This is a genomic window from Sphingobacterium sp. UBA5996 (assembly GCF_002429765.1).
Classification (GTDB): domain Bacteria; phylum Bacteroidota; class Bacteroidia; order Sphingobacteriales; family Sphingobacteriaceae; genus Sphingobacterium.
On record NZ_DJAS01000033.1, the window covers coordinates 1 to 22,038 of the forward strand.

General features: G+C 34.5%; 17 protein-coding genes and 1 other RNA gene. 4 read left to right on the top strand and 14 right to left on the bottom strand.

Going from position 1 to position 22,038, the window contains the following annotated elements; all coding sequences use genetic code 11:
* Positions 1 to 221 precede the first annotated feature (221 nt).
* The 11 genes from B3E00_RS21770 to B3E00_RS21820 form a co-directional block, all read right to left on the bottom strand.
* Positions 222 to 848, bottom strand: a complete 627-nt coding sequence (locus tag B3E00_RS21770; protein WP_293940117.1) for a glycosyltransferase family 32 protein — start codon at positions 846 to 848, stop codon at positions 222 to 224.
* A gap of 18 nt (positions 849 to 866) precedes the next feature.
* A complete protein-coding gene (locus B3E00_RS21775; RefSeq protein WP_293940119.1) occupies positions 867 to 3,245 on the bottom strand; it encodes an outer membrane beta-barrel family protein in 2,379 nt (792 codons plus the stop codon).
* 69 nt (positions 3,246 to 3,314) lie between these two features.
* Positions 3,315 to 3,635 (bottom strand): 2Fe-2S iron-sulfur cluster-binding protein, encoded by a 321-nt coding sequence (locus tag B3E00_RS21780; RefSeq protein WP_293940121.1) that lies wholly within the window; start codon positions 3,633 to 3,635, stop codon positions 3,315 to 3,317.
* A gap of 4 nt (positions 3,636 to 3,639) precedes the next feature.
* A complete protein-coding gene (locus B3E00_RS21785; RefSeq protein ID WP_293940123.1) occupies positions 3,640 to 4,950 on the bottom strand; it encodes a GlcNAc-transferase family protein in 1,311 nt (436 codons plus the stop codon).
* A 22-nt stretch (positions 4,951 to 4,972) separates the two neighbouring features.
* A complete protein-coding gene (locus tag B3E00_RS21790; protein ID WP_293940125.1) occupies positions 4,973 to 6,280 on the bottom strand; it encodes an SPASM domain-containing protein in 1,308 nt (435 codons plus the stop codon).
* A complete protein-coding gene (locus B3E00_RS21795; protein WP_293940127.1) occupies positions 6,277 to 6,795 on the bottom strand; it encodes a hypothetical protein in 519 nt (172 codons plus the stop codon). Before B3E00_RS21795 ends, B3E00_RS21790 begins: the two co-directional genes overlap by 4 nt.
* A gap of 8 nt (positions 6,796 to 6,803) precedes the next feature.
* Positions 6,804 to 9,026: a peptidase domain-containing ABC transporter gene (locus B3E00_RS21800; RefSeq protein WP_293940129.1), complete on the bottom strand. Its 2,223-nt coding sequence runs from the start codon at positions 9,024 to 9,026 to the stop codon at positions 6,804 to 6,806.
* 5 nt (positions 9,027 to 9,031) lie between these two features.
* The gene (locus B3E00_RS21805; RefSeq protein ID WP_293940131.1) at positions 9,032 to 10,069 is read right to left on the bottom strand and encodes a hypothetical protein; all 1,038 of its coding nucleotides are present in this window, start codon (positions 10,067 to 10,069) and stop codon (positions 9,032 to 9,034) included.
* Between the two features lie 5 nt (positions 10,070 to 10,074).
* Positions 10,075 to 11,445, bottom strand: coding sequence for a radical SAM/SPASM domain-containing protein (locus B3E00_RS21810; protein ID WP_293940133.1), 1,371 nt, complete (start codon positions 11,443 to 11,445; stop codon positions 10,075 to 10,077).
* 133 nt (positions 11,446 to 11,578) lie between these two features.
* Positions 11,579 to 11,788, bottom strand: coding sequence for a hypothetical protein (locus tag B3E00_RS21815; RefSeq protein ID WP_293940135.1), 210 nt, complete (start codon positions 11,786 to 11,788; stop codon positions 11,579 to 11,581).
* A 148-nt stretch (positions 11,789 to 11,936) separates the two neighbouring features.
* Positions 11,937 to 12,773, bottom strand: coding sequence for a glycosyltransferase family A protein (locus B3E00_RS21820; RefSeq protein ID WP_293940137.1), 837 nt, complete (start codon positions 12,771 to 12,773; stop codon positions 11,937 to 11,939).
* A gap of 279 nt (positions 12,774 to 13,052) precedes the next feature.
* Here B3E00_RS21820 and B3E00_RS21825 point away from each other — a divergent pair, with 279 nt between their 5' ends.
* Positions 13,053 to 13,241: a hypothetical protein gene (locus B3E00_RS21825; RefSeq protein ID WP_293940139.1), complete on the top strand. Its 189-nt coding sequence runs from the start codon at positions 13,053 to 13,055 to the stop codon at positions 13,239 to 13,241.
* The gene (locus B3E00_RS21830) at positions 13,204 to 14,676 is read left to right on the top strand and encodes a recombinase family protein (RefSeq protein ID WP_293885100.1); all 1,473 of its coding nucleotides are present in this window, start codon (positions 13,204 to 13,206) and stop codon (positions 14,674 to 14,676) included. The genes B3E00_RS21825 and B3E00_RS21830 overlap by 38 nt, the downstream gene beginning before the upstream one ends.
* Positions 14,677 to 14,723: 47 nt before the next feature.
* Here B3E00_RS21830 and ssrA read toward each other — a convergent pair.
* The 3 genes from ssrA to B3E00_RS21845 form a co-directional block, all read right to left on the bottom strand.
* Positions 14,724 to 15,091: a transfer-messenger RNA gene (gene ssrA, locus B3E00_RS21835) on the bottom strand.
* Positions 15,092 to 15,411: 320 nt separating this feature from the next.
* Positions 15,412 to 17,442, bottom strand: coding sequence for a M3 family metallopeptidase (locus tag B3E00_RS21840; protein ID WP_293940141.1), 2,031 nt, complete (start codon positions 17,440 to 17,442; stop codon positions 15,412 to 15,414).
* A gap of 192 nt (positions 17,443 to 17,634) precedes the next feature.
* Positions 17,635 to 18,840: a pyridoxal phosphate-dependent aminotransferase gene (locus B3E00_RS21845; protein ID WP_293885098.1), complete on the bottom strand. Its 1,206-nt coding sequence runs from the start codon at positions 18,838 to 18,840 to the stop codon at positions 17,635 to 17,637.
* Positions 18,841 to 19,106: 266 nt separating this feature from the next.
* Here B3E00_RS21845 and B3E00_RS21850 point away from each other — a divergent pair, with 266 nt between their 5' ends.
* The gene (locus B3E00_RS21850) at positions 19,107 to 20,096 is read left to right on the top strand and encodes a cation diffusion facilitator family transporter (protein WP_293885097.1); all 990 of its coding nucleotides are present in this window, start codon (positions 19,107 to 19,109) and stop codon (positions 20,094 to 20,096) included.
* Positions 20,097 to 20,243: 147 nt separating this feature from the next.
* Positions 20,244 to 22,034 carry a translation elongation factor 4 gene (gene lepA, locus B3E00_RS21855; RefSeq protein WP_293885096.1) on the top strand — a complete coding sequence of 597 codons (1,791 nt, stop codon included), beginning with the start codon at positions 20,244 to 20,246 and terminating at the stop codon, positions 22,032 to 22,034.
* Positions 22,035 to 22,038 lie beyond the last annotated feature (4 nt).

The following is a 22,038-nucleotide window of genomic DNA, read 5'->3' on the forward strand; positions in this document are numbered from 1 at the left end:
GCTAGTTAGGGTAAGATTACATAATAATGAAATGGTATTAATAGAAACCTCTGCAATTGATAATGATAGAAAAAGATGTACTATGGCTATTTCTTTTGACGATTAATGTTTATAAAATTATAGCATGACCAAATTGGAGATTTAGTTTTAATTTTGTGGTTTTATATAGATGATATTGTAAATGAAAATCAATTATAAGCCTTCCTTATCGAGGCGGAATACTATAACCATGTATGTAACCAATAATGGATTAAAGGTTTTTTGACCTGTCTTTGAAAAGGTTCCCTTATTTCTGAATAATCAAATTCAAAAATATCTTTTACTGGTAGAATTTGTTGGTTGCAATAATAATCATTCATAGATTCCCGCATCCTATATGCGCCTGAATAATAAGGCGTAAGGGGAAGCTGGCGGGAATTATAGACAGAAATGATATCATCCGTTAGTTTACTAAGGAAAGGTTCGTTCTTTTCGGCTGAAAAACATTCAGGCGCGAAAGTCCCGTTTCTTGGATCTTGCAATAAATACCCTTTATCCAAATTTGAGATTTTGCGGTAATAATCCGATGAATCCACCAGTTCTATATCCCAATCTACATATATACCTGAATGATGTAGAACAATTAGATACCTTGCTATGTCTGATGCTTCGGCAAGATTTCTAGCATTTATAAAAGCCTGTAGAGCATTAGGATAATTAATGGAAATAAAGTCTGATATCTCCACATGATTCCAATATTTTATCTTGAACCCAAAATTTTTCATTTTTGTCCATGAAGTTAAGCATTTATATATAAGTGAATTGGGAATATCAGATAGTAAAATTTGATGAATAATCGGCTCAATCATATCTCTCGTTATAAATTATTAATATGCCCTTTGTTTTTCTTTATCACTGATAAAGTTTCTTTGTCTAGCATTGATATTCATGCTGCCAAACCTAAAAGATATTGATAGTCTAATGCTTCGACTATCATAATAATTGTCATAGGTTTGTTGTACACTGTTGACAATCGCTTTTAGTTTACCTTGTTGTGTTTTGAGAATATCATTAGCAAATAGTGCGAGGTCCCATTGTTCGTTTATTTTGTATCTAAAATTTAGGTTTACATTAAACCGTGGTGATCTTCGAAAAATACCAGTAATCTGAGGAGAATAATAAAAACTTGATAATTGGGTGGTAATCTTTTTACTAACTTTGAAGTTGTTGTCTAAGCTTAAATAGATAACATTTACATTATAATCCGGAACGATTTTATTGTCATATTGTTTTATGTTCCTGTGGTATCCATTGAATACGAAACTGCTTTCAAGCCAGTTACTTTTACGCAAAGTATAAATTGCTGTAAACCCAACTGTTGACATATCATAAAAATTTTGCATGGTGTCAACTACCATCTTTGAGTTTTCATATGGTATGGCAGTTTGAGCAATTTGTTCTTTTGCAAAATTGGTATAAAGTGAAAGATTTAAATTACTATTGTTGGAATAATTCATCTCTATATTATGAGAAAAAGATGGTAATAAATAAGGGTTTCCAACAGTATAGTAATATTTTGAAATATATCTAGCAAATGGATTCATTGCAAGAAAAGCAGGCCTCTCTATTCTTCTTCCATATCCAAGTGAAAAAACGTTCTTTTCGTTAATTTTATATGAGGTGTAGAGTGTCGGAAAGAATTTCATGTATTTATTCTCATACTTCTTTACTAGGGTATTTGAAATACCTTCTGTAGTTGTATTTTCAATTCGAAGGCCCGCTTTAAGGTCTATTTTTTTACTAATTGCGGTATTAATAGAGAAAAATAGTGAGCCAATATTTTCTTTGAATTCAAACTCATCTGAATAATTGAAAATGGTATCTGTAATTCTAGAAGTTGCGACAGACTGTAAATTATTTCTATTACGAGAAGTTGAGAAGTTTATACCATAATTGATGTCAAACATTTTAATTTTTTGCTCAACATCTAAATTAAAGGAAGTATTTATAAAAACATTCTGGCCATTATTTCCTGAATACCATTTATTGTTCTGGATAGGGGTGCCATTAGGTAGAAATGTTTCTGAATTAAAGCTTCGAAAATTATCAAAATTGCTTCTATAATGATCTAAGTCGAGAACTATTTCCTGTCCATCCTTTCCAAGGGAATATGTCGAATTGAAGTTTAAGCCTAAACTATTAGTCGTAGAATTTTGTGAACCATTTCCATTAATAATAGAATCCAGAAGCCCTGTTTTCTGCATAATATTTGTAATAGTATTATCGTTTGCATGTGGTCTATTATCATTTAGAAAAGCCTGAGCTCCAACACTCAATTTTTCACTCACTTTGTAATCAGCTTGTATCCTTCCATTATAATATTTGCTAAAGCTCCTCTTTTTACTTATGGTGTTCCAATCCTGTGTATTATAAGCTATATGGGGTTTTTCTATGAATAAAACAGAACCCTCAGTCATATTTAAACTAGAATAAAGCGAGAGCCTGTCCTTTTTGTAATTGAAGCCGGCTCCTAAATTTATAGTTGGGTGAGTTGTCTGTGTAAATATGGAACGGGCGGATGCGCTCCAAAAATCATTGACTATTTTTTTAAGCTTAATATTTAGGATACCAGCATTCCCTGCAGCGCTAAATTTAGATGGAGGAACGGTTATGACTTCGATACTTTCAATAGATTCAGATGGTATACTTCGTAAATAGGAAGTTAGATCATCGCCAGAAATGCGTAGGATTTTATCATTTACCATAATGGTTACACTACCTTTACCTATAATACTTAATGCATCGTTTTCCGCCATAACAAGCGGGGTGAATTTTAAAACGTCCATAGCATCACCACTTAAAGATACCATACTATTTTGAACATTAAATACAAGACGATCAACTTTCCGTTCAATAAGAGGTTTATTGCCATTGACAACTACTTCTTTTAGAGTATTGACTTTTTCAGTCATCCTAAAAGTCATTTTTTTTAAATGTCCTGAAATAAATGTGGTATCAATATCGGCAAAACCTGTATGTTGAAGTTTTAGACGATATGTTGATTTTTCCTTCAAGTTATTGAAAGTAAAATTACCATTCTGATCAGAAGAAGAATATTGTAACACGGTGGTATCATGGATAAGTTTGATAGTTACAAATTCGAGATTTTTATTTTCCGCAGTAATAATTTTTCCTTCCACACTTTGTGCAAAAACGGGGCTCAAAAATTGTAATATCAAAAAAAAGCTTAATAAATACTTGGACATTTTCATTTAAGATTTATGGAAAACTTCCATTTTCCGTCAAAAATTGACTTTATTGAACGAAAGATTCAGTTAAATTCCTTTTCTATATCTTGCAAACTCTTTCTCCTGATGGGTTTTAATTACGCAATCCGAAGTTGCAAAGCCAGTACATGCTAAGAAATATCCTTCTTTTATGTCTTGGTCTTGTAATGTTGTTTGGGTAGTATGAATAATACTCCCCGAAATTAATTTACAAATACAACTATTACAATCACCAGTTCGACATAAATAAGGGAGGTTAATATTCTCTTGTTCTGCAAGAATTAAAATAGGTTTATCCTCATTTGATACTATTTCCTTTTCAATTCCTCTTTTTTCATTAATAAATGTTAGTTTATTTGTTGTTGACATTATTTTATAAATTTATACAATTTTTAATAGCAAAACCATTCAATCCGGCTTGGAAATAAGGCATCCTTCCTGTTATTCTTTTATTATTTCCTCCATGTTTATTATGGAGTTCAAGAATCCATGAATCTGGAAGATCTCTACATTTGAAATTGATTTCAATTCTGCAATGTTTTTCATCAGAACTTTTATTTTTCCAAATTTCATCTATATTAAGGGCTTGTTGATGAACTTCATCATTGTTACTCATAAATCTTAAATGAGCAAATTCATATAAATACAATTCATTTTCATCAATAACAGAGTTTGGTATATGGATATAATTGTTTACATATGAATAAAAACTGTTTTTCCATTCCTCTTCATTATTATAAATGGTTGGATTTATTGGGGGAAGGTTCATTAAAGTATAATCTTGTACTTTGTTTTCATTGAGTAATATTCCCGAATATCTTTCATAATCTTTTAAATGCCTAACTTTTCCCAGTCCATAATCTCCCCAATTATAGTAGGTTATTTTTTCTGATTGCTCAAATAGACGTTTTAATCGTCGCATTGCTCGATTCTCCAAAATTCCTGTATCAAAATGGTCATCCCAGTGCTTAGGTGTTTCTTTTCGGGTATAATAATGCCAAGTAATATTTATATGGGGATGATATAAATCATAGCCATGTGTATAAGCTCGAACGGCTAGATTAATCTCTTCACCGGAAAAATATAAGTGAGGGTCATCTAAGATTTCTTTACAAAAAGCTCCTATTGAAAAGCAAAATCCCCCAGCTAGAAATCTTGCTGGTATAGGTTCAGTAAGAACTTCCCAATTAGGAATTTCTGATGGCCATCCAATAGGATATATTCCATGTTTATCAAATTCACGGAAAATAATTTGATTTGGCGCAGTTTCTTCATATTTAAAATTAAAAGGTTCGAAATGAGGAGGATAAGTTGTTAAAATTGGTTTTTTAATACCTTTATGCCTTAAAGATTCAAGCATTTCTATCAAGATCCTATCCCATTCCCAAACAAATCTCATATGCGAGTCTATTTGTAACGTATATGCTTCATCTTTGTATTCACGTTGGATTAAATTTCTTGCCCAACACAGACCTTTTGATTCTTTATATGGAATTTCAATTATATTGATTTGAGGATGAGTTTTGAACTCTTTAAATTCAAGGTTATAGTTATCTTCGGGATTATATTGATGGCAAATAGTTATATTCAAGTTTTCCGGATTCGTTGCTTTTTGAAGCATATCCTTCAATGTTGAAACCAATAATGGATCTCTATATGCTGCTATTTGGACAAAAATTGACATTTTGATTCGGATTAAGTGAATACTAGGCTATTGATTTATAATAACTAACAATACATTCATTTAAAGATGACTTTTGGTTCAAATAACTGACTAACAAACGATCTTCAATATTATATTTAAAAGTGGGGCAACCGAGAGATTTACCCTCTTCTCTTTTTAATAGACAGCCACCTCCACATAACGGTAATAAATTGCAACTATAACAAATTGGTTGATTTTCCCGTAGTTCAAGCATCCAATTCCTAAATTTAGTCGAGTGTACATGAATCCTAACATCGTCGCTAACATTCCCAATTAGATTATTCTCGATTATATTTGGTGTTGATAAAGGAAGTGCATTACAGGAAAATAAATTTCCATTTTTATCAACAGATAATGAATTTTGGTCTGTTGCCGCACATGGTAAATTAACACGAGTTGGAAGTATACTCTGTATAAATCCCTTTTCTATTGCATAGAATAAACACTCAATCTCATTCTCAGCTAATTCATCTTTAGAAGTATCGTTGTTTTCTAGAAAATCAAATTTAAAGGTAATTCGATTTTGAGTCTCAGCATGTGAAAATTTATCAATAATGTTAAAAACATCATTAATTTTATCGCTTTTAATGGTGAGTTCAAATATAATTCCATCTTGGGGCCGGAAAGGAAAGTTATCTAATATTGTTAATATATTTTTGATTGTTATTTCAGTGGATTCATAGTTTGAACATTGTAATGTTATGTGATATTTTTTTATTATGCACAAATTGAAAAGCATTGCAAAGACTTTCTCTGTTAGAAATTCGCCTTCACAAATTAGTGATGAAGCATAGTATATATCATTCATGTCTGTAATTCTCAAATTTGACTCTGATATTGAAATCATTGTTTCAATAAATTCAGTTGGATCAACTATTTTCCATGTCAAAAAGAATGTTTTTAGATTTTTTTTGATTAGCTCAATTTCTATGTAAGAATTGATAGAATTAACAAAATCATTTTTGGGTCTAGAAATTGTATTGTTCTTTGAGCATGAATTACACCCAGATCGACAACTCTCAATCAAGTTCACAAATAAGGAGATATTATCATTAGTTACTTTATCGTAATCATATAACTCAACAAACTCATCGTTGCCATTTTGTATTAATATTCTGCTATTTTGTAACTCCGTTATTAGTCTTTCATCCAAATTGTGGAAATCTTCATTCGTAATTTTTTGAAATACTTCGTCCCTTACTACGATAGTTTGGTTAGAAAGACATGAATAAATTATTGTCATCTTGGAAGTCACAGTTTCCTTAGCGTCTTCTATAGAAGTTGTTATGATATATTTGGATAGTTTCATCTCTTTATTAATTTTCTAATCATTGACTCTATAATATTTTCTTTACTGGTTGTGATCTTTAAACCAACATTCATTCCGGCAACTGGTTCGATAACTCGGCTATTGTCTAAGCGTAATTTTTTAGTTTGATAAAGTGTACTTTTCAAGGAGATGTAAGTATGTTGATCTTGACACCAAGATGAATCAATAGTTCCTAAAATTGATCCAAGATCTACAGATTTGTCGCCTAAAAATGTGATTTGAGTTTCTAACCCGTGATCATATCCTATCTTCGGGTCGTCCATATTTAATTTGATAACTAAGCAATTTTCATTAACAATCAACTGGTTTGAAGATATTGTTGCAAGAAATCGATCGTAGTTTTTAATTTGAATTTTATTGATTAACAACATGGCTAATAATATCGATAATGTTATAAGCAAATTGCCCCAGCTAATGAAAAAATGTGGAGGTTTGTTCATAACTTCCTGAACTTCAGGACTTCTTAGTTCGTATTTTGATTTTAATTCTGCCATATCGAATTTTAATTACCTAATTCCAGCTGGTTTTTTACCAATTCATAATATCTACCTCTATTTGAAATCAATGTCGAGTGGTTACCGATTTCCTCTATCTTGCCGTCATTTAATACAATAATTTGATCTGCTTTCTTTACGGTACTAAGTCTATGTGCAATGATTACTACAGTCTTATCTCTGAAAAATTCGTTAAGATAATCTATTATTACTTTTTCATTATTAGCATCCAAACTACTTGTTGCTTCGTCAAAAAATATATATTCAGGGTTTTTATAAACCGAGCGGGCAATTAAAATTCTTTGTCGTTGACCACCGCTAATGCCCATTCCTGATAAGCCAATTTTTGTGGTATAATTATTCGGAGTACTTTCTATAAAATCTTGTAAGTTTGCCACTCTAATTGCCATTTCCATCTTTTTTTCATCTATGTCGCCGCCATCCATCGCAATATTTTTGGCAATTGTATCATAGAAAATGTAGCCGTCTTGCATCACACTTCCACAGTGGCTCCTCCACAATTTGGGGGATATTTTATTTAAATCTGAGTTTCCAACTAATACTCTTCCTTGTGTTGGTTGATAGAAATTCAGCAATATTTTCATTAGGGTCGTTTTTCCACTACCACTTGTTCCAACAATAGCTGTTACTTTGCCTTTTGGGATTCTTAGGTTAATATTTTTTAAAACATACGGAGAATTTGGTCCTTCGTATTGAAAGGAAACATTCTCAATAAATAAATCCCCTAAAGTTATTTGCGGGTACAATATCTTATTTTTTACAATTGCCTCCTCATCTTGTTTATTATGGATCTCTTGTAACCTAGACATACTTAATTTGGCATCTTGTGCGGCCCTAATTAAATTGACTAATTGCTCGATGGGACCAGAAGTCTGGCCAATTATATAAGATATACTTAGAAGTTGACCAATTGTTAAATTCCCTTTAATAGCCTCAGTTGCGGCAATAAATGTGATAAGGATATTTTTGACATGAGTCACGAATATTAGGCCGGTTCGTTGATATTGTTCTAATGCAAGGCTTTTAATATTTAATTTGTAATCTTTTACTTGTAATTGTTCCCATTCCCATCTTTTTGGGGTCTCGCTTCCAAAAAGTTTTATTTCTTGCATACCTGTGATCAATTCATAAAGTTTATCCTGATTTTCTCTGCTTCGGGAAAACCTTTTGTAGTCCATCTCCTTTCTTTTTTTCTGGAAAAGCAGAATCCATATTATCCCAAAAATGCTAAAGGCAACAAATAAACTGAGAATTTTTAGATTATAGACTGCTAGTACTATTGTGAATACAATGATATTTACAAAAGAAAAAAGTGATGTAAGTACAGAACCAGTAAGAAAATTTTCAATTCTATGATGGTCGTTAATCCTTTGAGCAATATCCCCAACTGCTTTTGAGTCAAAATATCTTATTGGAAGTTTTAATAATTTGGACAAAAAGTCAGAGATTATACTTAGGCTGATTCTAGAGTTGATATGTAAAAGTAACCAGGAGCGCACTAATTCGATACTCATGTTTCCAAAAATTAGGAAGAGTTGGGCTAGCAGGATTACGTGTACTACAGATAAATTTTTCTCCGAGACACCTTGGTCAAGTAATATTTGTGTTGTAAAGGGAAGTGTCAGAGAAATTAAACTTGCAGCCAACATACCAATAATTAGTTGGGCAATATGCCTCTTGAATGGTTGTAAATAATGAAATAAAAATTTCAAACCCTGTTGCTTTTCTTTTATTTCTTTTGCATTGTAAAATGTGGGGGTAGGTTCTAAAAGCAAAGCCACGCCTCGTTCATTGTATGTAGAAACCCAAGCTTTATAAAAGGTTTCTTCATCTAGTTTAACGATGCCATGTGCAGGATCGGCAACTACAAAGACTTTTGAATATGATTGCTTATGAAATATTCTTTTTATGAAATTTCCTTTTCTTTTAATTTTTAACAAAACAACAAAGTGTTCCTGATTCCAATGTAAAATACATGGTAATGGACAATCGTTGATGAGCTTTTGCATGTTCAATTTTACCATCAGCGATCTGAATCCAAGGGTTTCAGAAGCTTCACTAATGCTTAAAAGACTAACTCCATTTTTTCCTAAATGGCACAATTCACGGAGATACTCCATGGAGTAGCTTTTTCCATAAAATTCTGCTACCATTTTTAAACAAGTAGGGGCACAGTCCATTATATCATGTTGGATGGAAAACTTGAACATAAATATTAATTCATTGATGTTACAGTAAAATCATTGATCCGAAGTTTGGAGGTGCTTATATTTAATTCATTGAGCTGATAGGCGTAAATTGAGCTTTTTAGATCTGACGGTATCAATTGAAAAACATTTTGGAAATTCAGCATATTAGCTAATATGAAATGTTGTATGGAGGTAGGAACTTGCTTATTGAAAATATTAGATTTGATAGATTTTTCCATTCCATCCATTTGCTTACCATTCAGAATTAGCAAGAAAATATCGAGTGAATCCTTTAAGTATGGATTGATATTATCATTGTAAGGTATATTAAGATTATCAAAAATAGAAAAAAGATAATCGTTATGAAGTGGATCTAAAGTATCAATTTTTCCTATAGCTTTTGATAATATTCCGTTAATAAATGATTGTAAGATCGACTGATACTGCCCCTCGAAGGACAAAACGCTTGAAAAAGGGAACTGGAAAGATTCCTTTTCATTACTCATTAAATATTTTATCACCTCTCTAGCGAATAGTGCCGATTCGGAATATTTTCCAGCATTAAAATAAACTTTAGATATATTTAGGTATTGTTCTATTTTCATATACATTCCGTCCTCAAATCCATGGTCAATCAAAAAATCGATATTATCGAGTAATTCGACCATATATTTTTGCGCATTGTCGTAATCTTTATTAAGATAATAGTGGTAATAAGCCAACACCGGATTTAGTATTGATTTTACACTGTGATACTCTAAAAGATTATTTGGGTCTAGATTATTGTTCTGTTCTAAAATTTTGTCAACAAAATAGGATGATACATTGGGTTCCTTTTCTTTACAGACCCTAAAAAGTTTTTCGCTCAGGATATAGTTGTAAATAAGTTTTTCTCTAACTTCTTCTGTAGGTCGAACATATTTTAAAAGAGCATAAAAAATATGTCCACTGTCATAGTTTTTATGATTCGATTCTAATTCCTTAGATTCTTCTAGCTCTTCTTCACTCGTTGGAGTATACTTCTCGAACAAATGTAGATATTCAATAATTTGAGATTCATTCATAATTATTATCCTAAAGTTTGTAATTGGGATTTATCAATTAAATATTGTAAAACGAGCTTGTCCTCAATGTTCGCTTTCATTGTGGGGCATGTTATCTCACCATTATACCAATCTTTAGGGCAATTGCCATTGCAAACTGGAAATAGATTACATTTTGAACATTTCGGAGAAACATTACAAGTTGCAAGATCATCATACCATCCTCGAACCTGAGTGTTTTTGTTAAAGGTTGTTTTATCTTGCAGAAGATTTCCAATAATATGTTTTTCCTCCGTATATTTAGGCGTATAGGGGAATTCATAACAAGGCGTGATATTTCCCGTAGCATCATAAACCTCACTAGCTTCGTTGACTACCATACATACATCATAGTTTCTTGTTGGCAAAACGTACTTCACAGGAAATCCTTTTTCTAATAGATACATTAGCCATTCTATTTCAAGTTCAGCGAATTCTATAGTGGTTAAACCTTGTTGATCTCCAACAGTCTTGTCACCCCAATTTGTGATTGGGAAAAAGCCCATTTCAACTTTGTCTTGTAATCCTAAAGATGCCATATAATCAACCATTTCATTTGCTTGTCGATAATTGGTTTCATCAATATTCATCCGAATGAAAATCGGATGTGTTACGAATTGTTGGTAATGATCCAAAGAGCAGATATCAAGTATGTTTTTCATTATTATATCAAAAGTTGACTCTCCTTTTTTCGTTATCCGACGTTTATCGTGATGTTCCTTGGTAGTATCTAAAGTGATTTGAAATCGTTTAACCTTGTGATTTAGATAGAGTTCAGTGAATATATCTTTTTTTAAGCTAAGCCCATTTGTGATGATTGAAGCGCTATACCTAAGATTACGTTCATAAGCAATCTCCTGCATTTTATTGCTTAGATTAATTATGGCAGAATAACCCATTAAAGGTTCTCCCCCATACCAGGTTGTATGAACTAATTCAGTGTCAGGTTTCTTATCTAGTTGATAATATAGCCTTTCAATTATCTTATCTTGAATTTCTTGAGTCATAGTCAGCTTGGAATGAACTTGACCACAGTAGAAACATCCTAATTGACAATTTGCAGTAGGTTGAATGGTCATTGATACACATTTTGTATCTTTAACTCCTAATTTGTTCAATTTTAATATCTCTTGAAACTCATCCTCTAAGCTGTGGACTATAATTTCATACTCCATTAGCCTAGCTAATGCAGTAGTATCAATGGTAGAAAAATCCCCTTTTAATAGGCTTTGATATAGACCCTCCTCGATCAATGTAGATATACCACTTCGAGTAGAAAAGAGTATACGTTGATGAACATCGCTGTTAGGGTCTAAAACATCGGTGATCACTATATATTTTGAGAGTTTGAAGTTCATATTTATAAGAGCTTATTTCAATATTATTACTTATTTTAAGTACAAAGCCTATTTCGAGCTGACTGTAGGCTAATTATTTGATTACAGCATGCGAATTTTCATCCACATGCCGTAAATTCTTTTGTAATAATTACTATCCGTAATTACTACCATTGTTACAGGTACAATCAGGTTCTTTGGTCGTGTAGTTTGAACCGTTGTTACATGTACAAGCAGCTAAAATCCCACCACGGGTTGCTGATGCTTCATCAAGGTTCATTACTTCAAAACCGTCCGAAAGATTGCCTCCTTTTTGGCTTTCACTAAATTTTAGTAAAGCCATTTGCAAACGTTTTGATTTCATTTGACTTAATTTAAGTTTACAATTCTGCTAAAGTTTTACATTATTAAGCACTTGTTGAATGGCATATTTGACTCTTATGCTGAGTTTCAATTATAGTGGCTGGACTATAGAAGATTTTTGAATTTTGTGTTAATTTCTATATCGATTTCTAAAATTTTCTATTTAAAGGGGGGCGGCTTCTAATATCATAAAAAGCTTCTAGTTGTAGTTTTCTCCCTTCGTCTGTTGCATGGTCGTTATCCTTATGGAGTCTATAGCAATAAATTACGTTCTGAATAAATAGGCAGTTTTCAAATCCAGCAATTTCTAAAAGAGGTAACATTAACGCTTGGTCATACGTCGACATGTAAAATCGATTATCTCCATATCTGTTGTCGCTGTATCTAAAGTTCTCAACATTTGGATCTTGGTCTAAAAAAGCTTTGAATAATTTGTATTTAAAAGTTTTAAGATGAGATGCTTTCCATGTTGTCTGCCTCAGCATATTGAATTCCTCTTCTGTATATGGCGAACTCGGATCATAAAAACCATAATTAGTAATATATGAACCATAAGTTAGCAGCGCATCGTCATGATATTTACTGTTTACTATTTGAAAAGCAAATTCTCCGAAAATATAATCATCACCATCTAGAATGATTATTATGTCCTCATCTAAGAAAGACTCTGTTACTAATGCTTGGTATATATTTTCCAATGCTCCGATACGAGAATTATTTATTCTTTTATAAAAATTTGGCAAATCATCATCTATTAACTCTATTGTACCATCATCTGATGCGTCATCCAATAGATACACTTCATAATTGTTGTATTCTTGTCCTAAAATTGAGCTTACACAATCAATAATATAATTTCCAACATTCCTGAATGGAACAAGTACTATTATCCTGTTCGATATTTGATTTTTACTTGTAAAAAGCATAGGCTTTGGTCTATAATCTTTCTTGCTGTTGAATTGAGTCTGGTTTATTTTTAGAAACATCCTTAGGATTTCACTAAGGCTATCAAGTAATCTTATTGGTAATTCTATGATTAAAATAATGGATTAGGATTTTTAACAAAAATAAACTCGACCAAATGCGATTTGACCAATACCAACACTTGCTTAACCTAGATGAATTGATATTAAAAGTGTGGTTCTTAATAGATTAAAAGTAGATTGGGAGGGGACGGAGCTTACATCTTTCGAAATTTATTAAAAAACCAATTTGGAAAAAAAACTAAAAAAATAATGTATAACAATTTGAATAAATAATGTCTTATGTCAAATAATTCAGTTTTAAAAAATAGCAGTAATCTTGGTAAAGTGAATAAAAAAGACAATACTATAGCAGATCAAAAAATAAAAAATGATGAAAAATTGGTAAATTTAATAGTTAAGATTTTGGTAAACAAAGCAATAAAGGAGGCTAATGAAAAAGGGTATACGTTATTTAAGGTTCAGCAGTGATGGTCAAAGTTTACATAGTATCGAACGTCAAGATTTAATTACAAGCCAATGGATGAATAATAGTGGTGTGGAAATAGTGGATACATTTATCGACGAAGGACATACTGCACGAAACTTTGATAGGCCGGATATTAAGGTACTTTTTGACTTTATCAAAAAGAACCATGATCAAATAGATTACTTGGTTGTAGCTGAATTAACAAGATTCAGTAGAATAGCTGGCGACGCCATTAATATGGTTACAAAAATTCAAGCACTTTATGATGTGAGAATTGTAAGCGCTAGTAGAGGGTCAATTTATGATTGTATGGATCATAATTCCTTCTTTATAATGGGACTTGAATTTTTAATGGGCAATTCTGAAAATATAAAAAGACAGAATGACATAAATGCAGGAATCTATACTGCCAAAGCCATAAAGGGACTATGGATACAAGGAGGACCTGCACCTTTTGGTTATAAAAAAGAAGGAAAGAATGAGGAACGTCGTTTAGTGATAAATGAAAGTGAAGCGATAGTTGTTAGGTATATTTATGAAGCTTTTATTTCCGGGGTTGCGTTATATAAAATTAAAGAAAAGGCGAAGGAGCTAGGGTTAAAACGTATGGGAACTACAGCAGTAGAGCGAATATTGACAAATCCTTTGTATTATGGATTCCAACGTGTTAAAGCGTGGAAACAAAATCCAGGGGGTTTATACCCACTAAAAAATCATGAACCTATTGTTGATCCAACAACGTGGAAATTAGTAAATGAAAAAATAAAAAGAGGTACTAAAGAAAGGAAAATTTATGATGATCAGATTCCACTTCGTGGTGCTTTACGCTGCCATTGCGGAAAGCTATTAACAGGCGCAGCTAGTAAAGGGAAAATGGGAAAATATTATTATTACTATAAATGTAGTATCGCTAGTGCCCATAATAATATAAATGCTGAAAAAGCTCATAAACAATTATCAGGCGCTTTAGAATTAATGAGTCTTCCTGAAAAACTAATATCCAGTATAAAAGAAAAGAGTGAGATCGAAATGGAGATAACTTTAAAAGAACACAAAACATTATTAAAACAACGCCAAATCGAATATGAGCAGACTGGCCAAAAGCTTTTGTCTATTGAAGAAAAATGGATTTCAAATCGAATTCAACACGACACATATGAACGATGGCATAATGAGTTGACTATAAAAAAAGAATCTCTAAAAGAACAAATTGAAAAATTAAAGCATAATGGAGATAAGACTTATTCATTGTTACAAAATCAATTGTTTTACCTTTCTGACCTAAATTATGTTTATACCGAAGCTAACACAATAGAAAAGCAGGAACTCATTAAAATGGTGTTCGACGACTTTTTATTCTATGAAAATGGTATCTATCGAACTCCGTATATTATGGAGCCTTTTGTTCGTAATGAATTGAAAATGAGAGAAAAATGATTTTTAGATTATACAAAAAAACGGGATAATTTTTCAATGATCCCGTCAAGTGGAGCTGGAGAGATTCGAACTCTCGTCCAGTCATGGTACTGTATACGCTTTCTACATGTTTAGCTTCTCTTTAATTGTCGGGCGAGGGAAGGTGAGTCGCTTACCTATACCGTACGCCGTAGTTGCTGTTTCTCACAAGTGCTTAGCAACATCACACCTGCCAGTTCTATTGTTCGATGCCCCGAATGTTAAACCAAAGAACAGGATCTAACGGGACAAATAGCTATGTTAAGTCTAACTTAAGCAGCTAAGGCGTAGTTTTCTTCGCCAGTTATAATTCTGAAAGTTCAGATTAAAGTGCTCTACTAACAACGCACTACATGCTTACATAACCGTCTCCATCCTGTCAATTCCGGTCAACCCCAATTATGTAATACAAAGATACTATTTTTTGCGTAATCAGCAAAGTGTGAGGGATTCTTATTTTAGTGCGTTTATTCTAAATGGAAACAAGTGATATTTTAATAAATTGCTGAGCGCCAAAATATGGTATCCATAAAGTTTAAGGAACTCATCTACACCCATGCATCGGTTAAGCTAAAAAAAGCTAGATTATACGTCAATTTATTCAGATACTCATATTTTAATTGGTATTTTGGTCGATTAAGGAAATTCTTGGTATAACTACGTTTACAGTAAAAAAGCTGGATTTCAAATCCAGCTTTTTTATGATGATCAATTCAATTATCTGATCAATCCAGCCCTTTTCAACAAGGGGTCTACTGAAGGTTCTTGTCCGCGGAAGCGTTTGTAAAGAACCATTGGGTGTTCTGTACCACCTTTTGAAAGTATATTATCCTTGAATTTGGTTGCGATTTCCTTATTGAAGATACCATTCTGTTTGAAGTAATCAAAAGCATCTGCATCCAGTACTTCTGCCCATTTATAGCTGTAATAGCCCGAAGAATAACCACCATTGAAAATATGGGAGAAGGATGTACTCATGGCATTCTCCTTAACATCTGGATAGAGTTTTGTTGAGGCAAACTGTTCATCTTCAAATGCTTTAAGGTCTGAGATTGCCGTTGGGTCTTGTCCGTGCCAACCCATATCCAATAAACCGAAGCTCAATTGGCGCATTGTCGCCATTCCCTCAAGAAATGAAGCGCTTTCGCGGATTTTTTCGACTAGTTCCATCGGGATTACTTCGCCAGTTTCGTAGTGCTTGGCAAATAATTCAAGGGCTTCTTTTTCATAGCACCAATTTTCCATCACTTGACTAGGTAATTCTACAAAGTCCCAATAAACGGAAGTTCCAGATAAAGTGGGATAGGTGCTATCTGCCAGCATACCATGCAGGGCATGGCCAAATTCGTGGAATAAAGTCGTTACTTCTTGAAAAGTTAACAATGACGGTTTTGAAGCTGTAGGACGCGTAAAATTGCAAACAATAGATACATGTGGACGCTCTTGCCTACCATTTTGGACGTATTGTGGTTTAAACGATGTCATCCAGGCACCATTTCGCTTGCCTTTACGCGGGAAGAAATCGGCATAGAAAATAGCAACTAATTCCTCATTGTCTTTACTGACCTCAAATGTTTGCACCTCTTCGTGGTAGGTGTCAATATTATCGACCTCTTTAAAGTTGATGCCAAACAAACGATGAGCCACCTCAAATGCACCTTGCAAGACATTTTCGAGTTTGAAATAGGGTTTGAGCTTTTCATCGTCCAAATTAAAGCGTTCTTGTTTCAACTTTTCGGCATAATAAGCACCATCCCATTTTTCCAATTGGTCTATGCCATCCAAGTTTTTTGCAAATTGGGATAATTCTTCAAATTCTTGCACTGCCGCTGGTTTTGCTTTTCCGAGTAAGTCATTTAAGAATTCAGTGACTTTGCTTGGGTTCTGTGCCATACGCTCGGCAAGGACGAAGTCTGCGTGGGTTGCGTAGCCTAATAATTTGGCCCTTTCGAAGCGGAGTTTTACAATTTTCAGAACATTATCTACGTTGTTATACTCGTTATCCTGAAATGCTTTGCGGCCTGCCGCGAGGGTAATTTCTTTGCGAAGTTCCCGATTGTCGGCATAAGTAACAAATGGAAGATAACTTGGAAAGTCCAGGGTAAAAAGCCAGCCTTCCTTTTCGTTGGCTTTAGCCAAAGCATGTGCAGCTTCTATGGCACCTTCTGGAAGTCCGGCGAGATCTTTTTCGTCGGTTACCAACAGCTGGTAGGCATTGGTTTCGGCGAGGACATTCTCTCCGAATTTCAATTTTAAAAGCGATAGCTCGGCATCTATTTCGCGGAGCTTTTCCTTTTGTTCATCATTCAAAAGCGCACCATTGCGTACAAAATCCTTATAAGATTTTTCCAATAGGGTCGTTTGTTCTACCGTCAATGTCAGTTGATCTTTTTGATCGTATACAGCCTTAACCCTTTTGAAAAGATCGAAATTTAAGGTGATATCATTACCCAATGCAGATAATTTAGGCGCCACATCCTGCGCTATTTTTTCCATATCAGCATTGGTTTCAGCTGAATGGAGATTGAAAAAAATACTGGACAAACGGTCTAATGTCTGGCCTGAATAAGACATCGCTGCGATTGTATTATCGAAGGTCGGCAGCTCGGGATTGTTGACGATAGCATCGACTTCATCTTTTGTTTTTTTTATAGCTTCATCAAATGCGGGAATGTAATCTTCGTTTTTTATCTTTGAAAACGGAGCAGTGTCGTGCTGCGTTTTAAATTTATCTGTTAAAATACTCATAGGAGTAAATGTAATAAATATTTATTTCAAGCGATAGTATCTGCTTTAAATTATGGAGCTGAGATGATATTTGAACTTGGAAGAGTTGAGGCTGTGTCGTGAAAAATCAGGGAATTTAATCAGCGGAGAATAGATTGGGATGGGATAAAAAAAAGAGCTCCTCTGAGCTCTTTTTTTTATTGGTATAAGAGATTAGGCTAGTTTTCCTAATGCTTCTTTGATTCTTTTTAAAGCTTCGATCAAACTTTCATCTGAAGCTGCATAGGACAAACGGATGTAGTTGTCGTTACCGAAAGAATCTCCACCTACTGTCGCTACGTGGCCAACATTCAATAAGTACAAAGCCAAATCAGATGAGTTCTTGATGACATTGCCATCTTGGTCTTTTTTACCGAAGAACGAAGAGATTTCAGGGAAGAAATAGAATGCACCTTCTGGTAGATTTGTTCTTACACCTGGGATTTCAGTCAATAGATCGTATACCAATTGGCGACGACGAGCGAAAGCTTCTTTCATTTTATTGACAGACTCTAATCCTTGTTCATACGCGACAATACCGGCACGTTGAGAAATTGAACAGGTACCTGAGGTTGTCTGTCCCTGTAATTTATCATTTGCGGCAGCAATGGTTTTGTTGGCAGCGATATAGCCTAAGCGCCATCCAGTCATTGCAAATGCTTTTGAAAAACCATTGATGATGATCACTCTATCTTTGATGCTTTCAAACTGGGCGATGGATTCGTGTTTATCGACAAAGTTGATATGTTCATAGATTTCATCAGATAGAATAAATACCTGAGGATGTTTTTCGAAAACTTGGGCCAATGCAGCTAATTCATCCTTGCTATAAACAGTTCCTGTAGGGTTGTTTGGCGAAGAGAACATAAACAATTTGGTTCTTGGTGTAATTGCCGCCTCCAATTGATCCGGTGTAATCTTAAAGTTATTGTCGATTTCAGTATTAATAAATACCGATTTACCTTCTGCTAAAACGACCATTTCTGAATACGATACCCAATATGGTGTTGGTATAATCACCTCATCACCTGGATTGATTAAGGTTAGAATCACATTAGACAGGGATTGTTTTGCACCCGTTGAAACAACAATTTGAGAAATATCATAATCTAAATTGTTTTCTGTCTTCAACTTGTTTACAATTGCCTGGCGAAGTTCAGGGTATCCTGGTACAGGCGAATAACGCGTCCAGTTTTCATCTAGGGCTTTTTTCGCTGCATCTTTTACATGCTCAGGTGTATTGAAATCAGGTTCACCTACGCTAAGGCTAATTACATTAACGCCTTTTGCTGCTAATTCGCGGCCCAACTTGGTCATTTTAAGTGTAGCCGATTCGGACAAATTATTTATCCTGTCTGATAAGTATGATGATGTGCTCATGATAAGACAAAGATATTATATACGTTGCAAATAATCTCCTTTAATTTTGAGAATTTACAAACAAAAGCAACTCTTTTATTGAGCATTTTTAATAAAAGGGCTGTTGAAGCGATTTAGCGCAGTTATTTATTTTTTTCTTGACTTCACCTGTGTAAAACTAATCGATATGATCTGCCTTTATATCTTTACCTTTGCGCTCACAAAATATTGGCAGGGTATCATTTTCGTGGTTTCCTCATATAAGTTTTTATTAAGATTACAGCATCATGTCAAGACAAAGAAGATTGGTCTTATTATCGCTTTTCACCGGGATAGGTTTGATGGTCGTGAAATTTTTCGCCTATTTTTTAACAGATTCCAGTGCAATCTTTACAGATGCGGCGGAAAGTATTGTTAATGTGGTCGCTTCTGGTTTTGCATTTTATAGTATTTATCTTTCAGCTCAGCCTAGGGATGAGAATCATCCTTATGGACACGGTAAAGTGGAGTTCTTTTCGGTATTTTTGGAAGGTGGACTTATTTTTATCGCGGGTGCAATTATCCTAGCCAAAGCCTGTTACAATCTTTTCTTTCCTGCAGCGTTAACACATCTTGAACAAGGGATTTATTTGATTGGTATGACATCTGTGATAAATTTTGTAGTGGGGTTTTATATCATGAGGCGCGGTCGGGCATTGGGATCAATTACTTTGGTGGCGGATGGAAAGCATTTGCAGGTTGATGCGTATAGCACGATCGGATTGATATTGGGGCTATTGTTGATGAAACTGACTGGTTTTCAATGGATCGATGTTGTCATCTCAGTTATGCTGGGACTTTTTATTCTGTTTAATGGTTATAAGTTACTTCGCCAATCGATTGGTGGGTTGATGGATGAATCGGATACAGCGCTCGTGCGGGATGTTGTTAACATTTTGGAAAGCAACAGGAAAGATGAATGGATTGATGTCCATAATCTTCGTGTACAGCGCTATGGAAATGAGCTTCACGTCGATTGTCATCTTACACTCCCCCGTTATCTTGACCTCACCCAGGTACATGATGAAATATCTGAAGTGGACAAGGTCGTTAATGAAGAGATGTCGGTGCGGACCGAATTTTTTGTGCATGCTGACCCTTGTCTTCCACAATGTTGCCAATATTGTCAGGTTGGCAACTGCCCAATTCGTTCAGAGCAATTTGGAGAGCGGATTTCTTGGGACAGAGATAATGTCACGCGAAATCAAAAACATTTTTTATATACCATTGCTGAATAGCGAAGCCCTATTATGGTGCTGATCTTTAAGGAGATTACGCCTTATTCGATCTCATCGCCCGGGGCTAACTAAAATAAAGCTAGTTTATATAAATATATATAAAAAAAGGTATCTTTGCCTTTTAGCAAAAGAGTTTAAAAATCCTATATGAAGCACATTCGTAATTTCTGTATTATTGCGCATATTGACCATGGCAAAAGTACTTTGGCAGACCGCCTTTTAGAGTATACCAATACCATTAGTCAGCGTGAGGCACAGGCACAATTACTTGATAATATGGATTTGGAACGTGAACGTGGTATTACAATCAAGAGTCACGCCATCCAAATGAATTATACCAAAGATGGTCAGGAATATATTTTGAATCTGATTGATACCCCAGGGCATGTGGATTTTTCCTATGAGGTTTCGCGTTCAATTGCTGCTTGCGAAGGCGCTTTATTAATCGTGGACGCATCTCAAGGCATTCAAGCACAAACGATTTCAAATTTATACCTCGCGTTGGAACATGATCTGGAAATCATTCCGATCCTCAATAAAATGGACCTTCCAGGTGCTATGCCAGAAGAAGTAAAAGATCAGATTGTGGATTTGATCGGTGGTGACCGAGATGCGATTATTCCTGCGTCGGGAAAAACAGGTCTTGGCGTTGCGGATATTTTAACAGCTATTGTGGAACGTATCCCACATCCGGTGGGCGATCCTGATGGACCTTTGCAAGCGTTGATTTTTGACTCAGTTTTCAACTCATTCCGTGGTATCATGGCTTATTTTAAAGTTGAAAATGGTAAGATCCGAAAGGGCGACCGCGTGAAATTTGTTGCTACTGGGAAAGAATATTTTGCCGATGAAATTGGGACACTGAAATTAAATCAAGTACCTAAAGAAGTCATTAAGACAGGTGATGTAGGCTATATCATTTCTGGTATTAAGGAAGCACGTGAGGTGAAAGTTGGGGATACCATTACGCATAAGGATAGACCTTGTTCTGAGGCTATCCAAGGGTTTGAAGAGGTGAAGCCGATGGTCTTTGCGGGTATTTATCCTGTCGATACCGAGGATTATGAGGAGTTGCGTGAATCGATGCACCGTTTGCAGTTAAACGATGCTTCTTTGGTGTTTGAACCAGAGTCGTCAGCAGCCTTGGGTTTCGGCTTCCGTTGTGGTTTCTTGGGTATGCTCCACATGGAGATTATTCAGGAACGTCTGGAGCGTGAGTTTGATATGACCGTTATCACGACGGTTCCCAACGTATCCTATAAGGCTTATATGACCAAGGATCAAGAGGAAGTGATCGTACATAACCCATCTGATCTGCCTGATCCAAGTAAATTGGATTCAATTGAAGAACCTTATATCAAAGCTAATATTATTACGAAATCGGATTTCGTAGGACCAATCATGTCACTTTGTATCCAAAAACGTGGAACGATTATGAATCAGCATTATCTAACTTCGGATCGTGTTGAATTGGTTTTTGAGATGCCAATGGGAGAAATTGTATTTGACTTTTATGATAAGTTGAAAACGATATCAAAGGGTTATGCTTCATTCGACTACCACCAGATCGGTTACCGTAAGTCAGATCTGGTAAAATTGGATATCCGCCTGAACGATGAACCAGTAGATGCTTTATCTTCGTTAATTCACAGAAGTAACGCCTATGATTTTGGTAAAAAGATCTGTGAAAAACTAAAAGAACTGTTACCACGTCAACAATTTGAAATTCGTATCCAAGCGTCAATCGGCGCAAAGATCATCGCACGTGAGACGATCTCCGCTTTACGTAAAGATGTTACAGCAAAATGTTATGGTGGTGACATCTCCCGGAAGCGTAAGCTTTTGGAGAAACAAAAGAAAGGTAAGAAACGCATGCGTCAGGTTGGGAACGTAGAGATTCCGCAATCTGCATTTATGGCGGTATTGAAATTAGATTAATCAA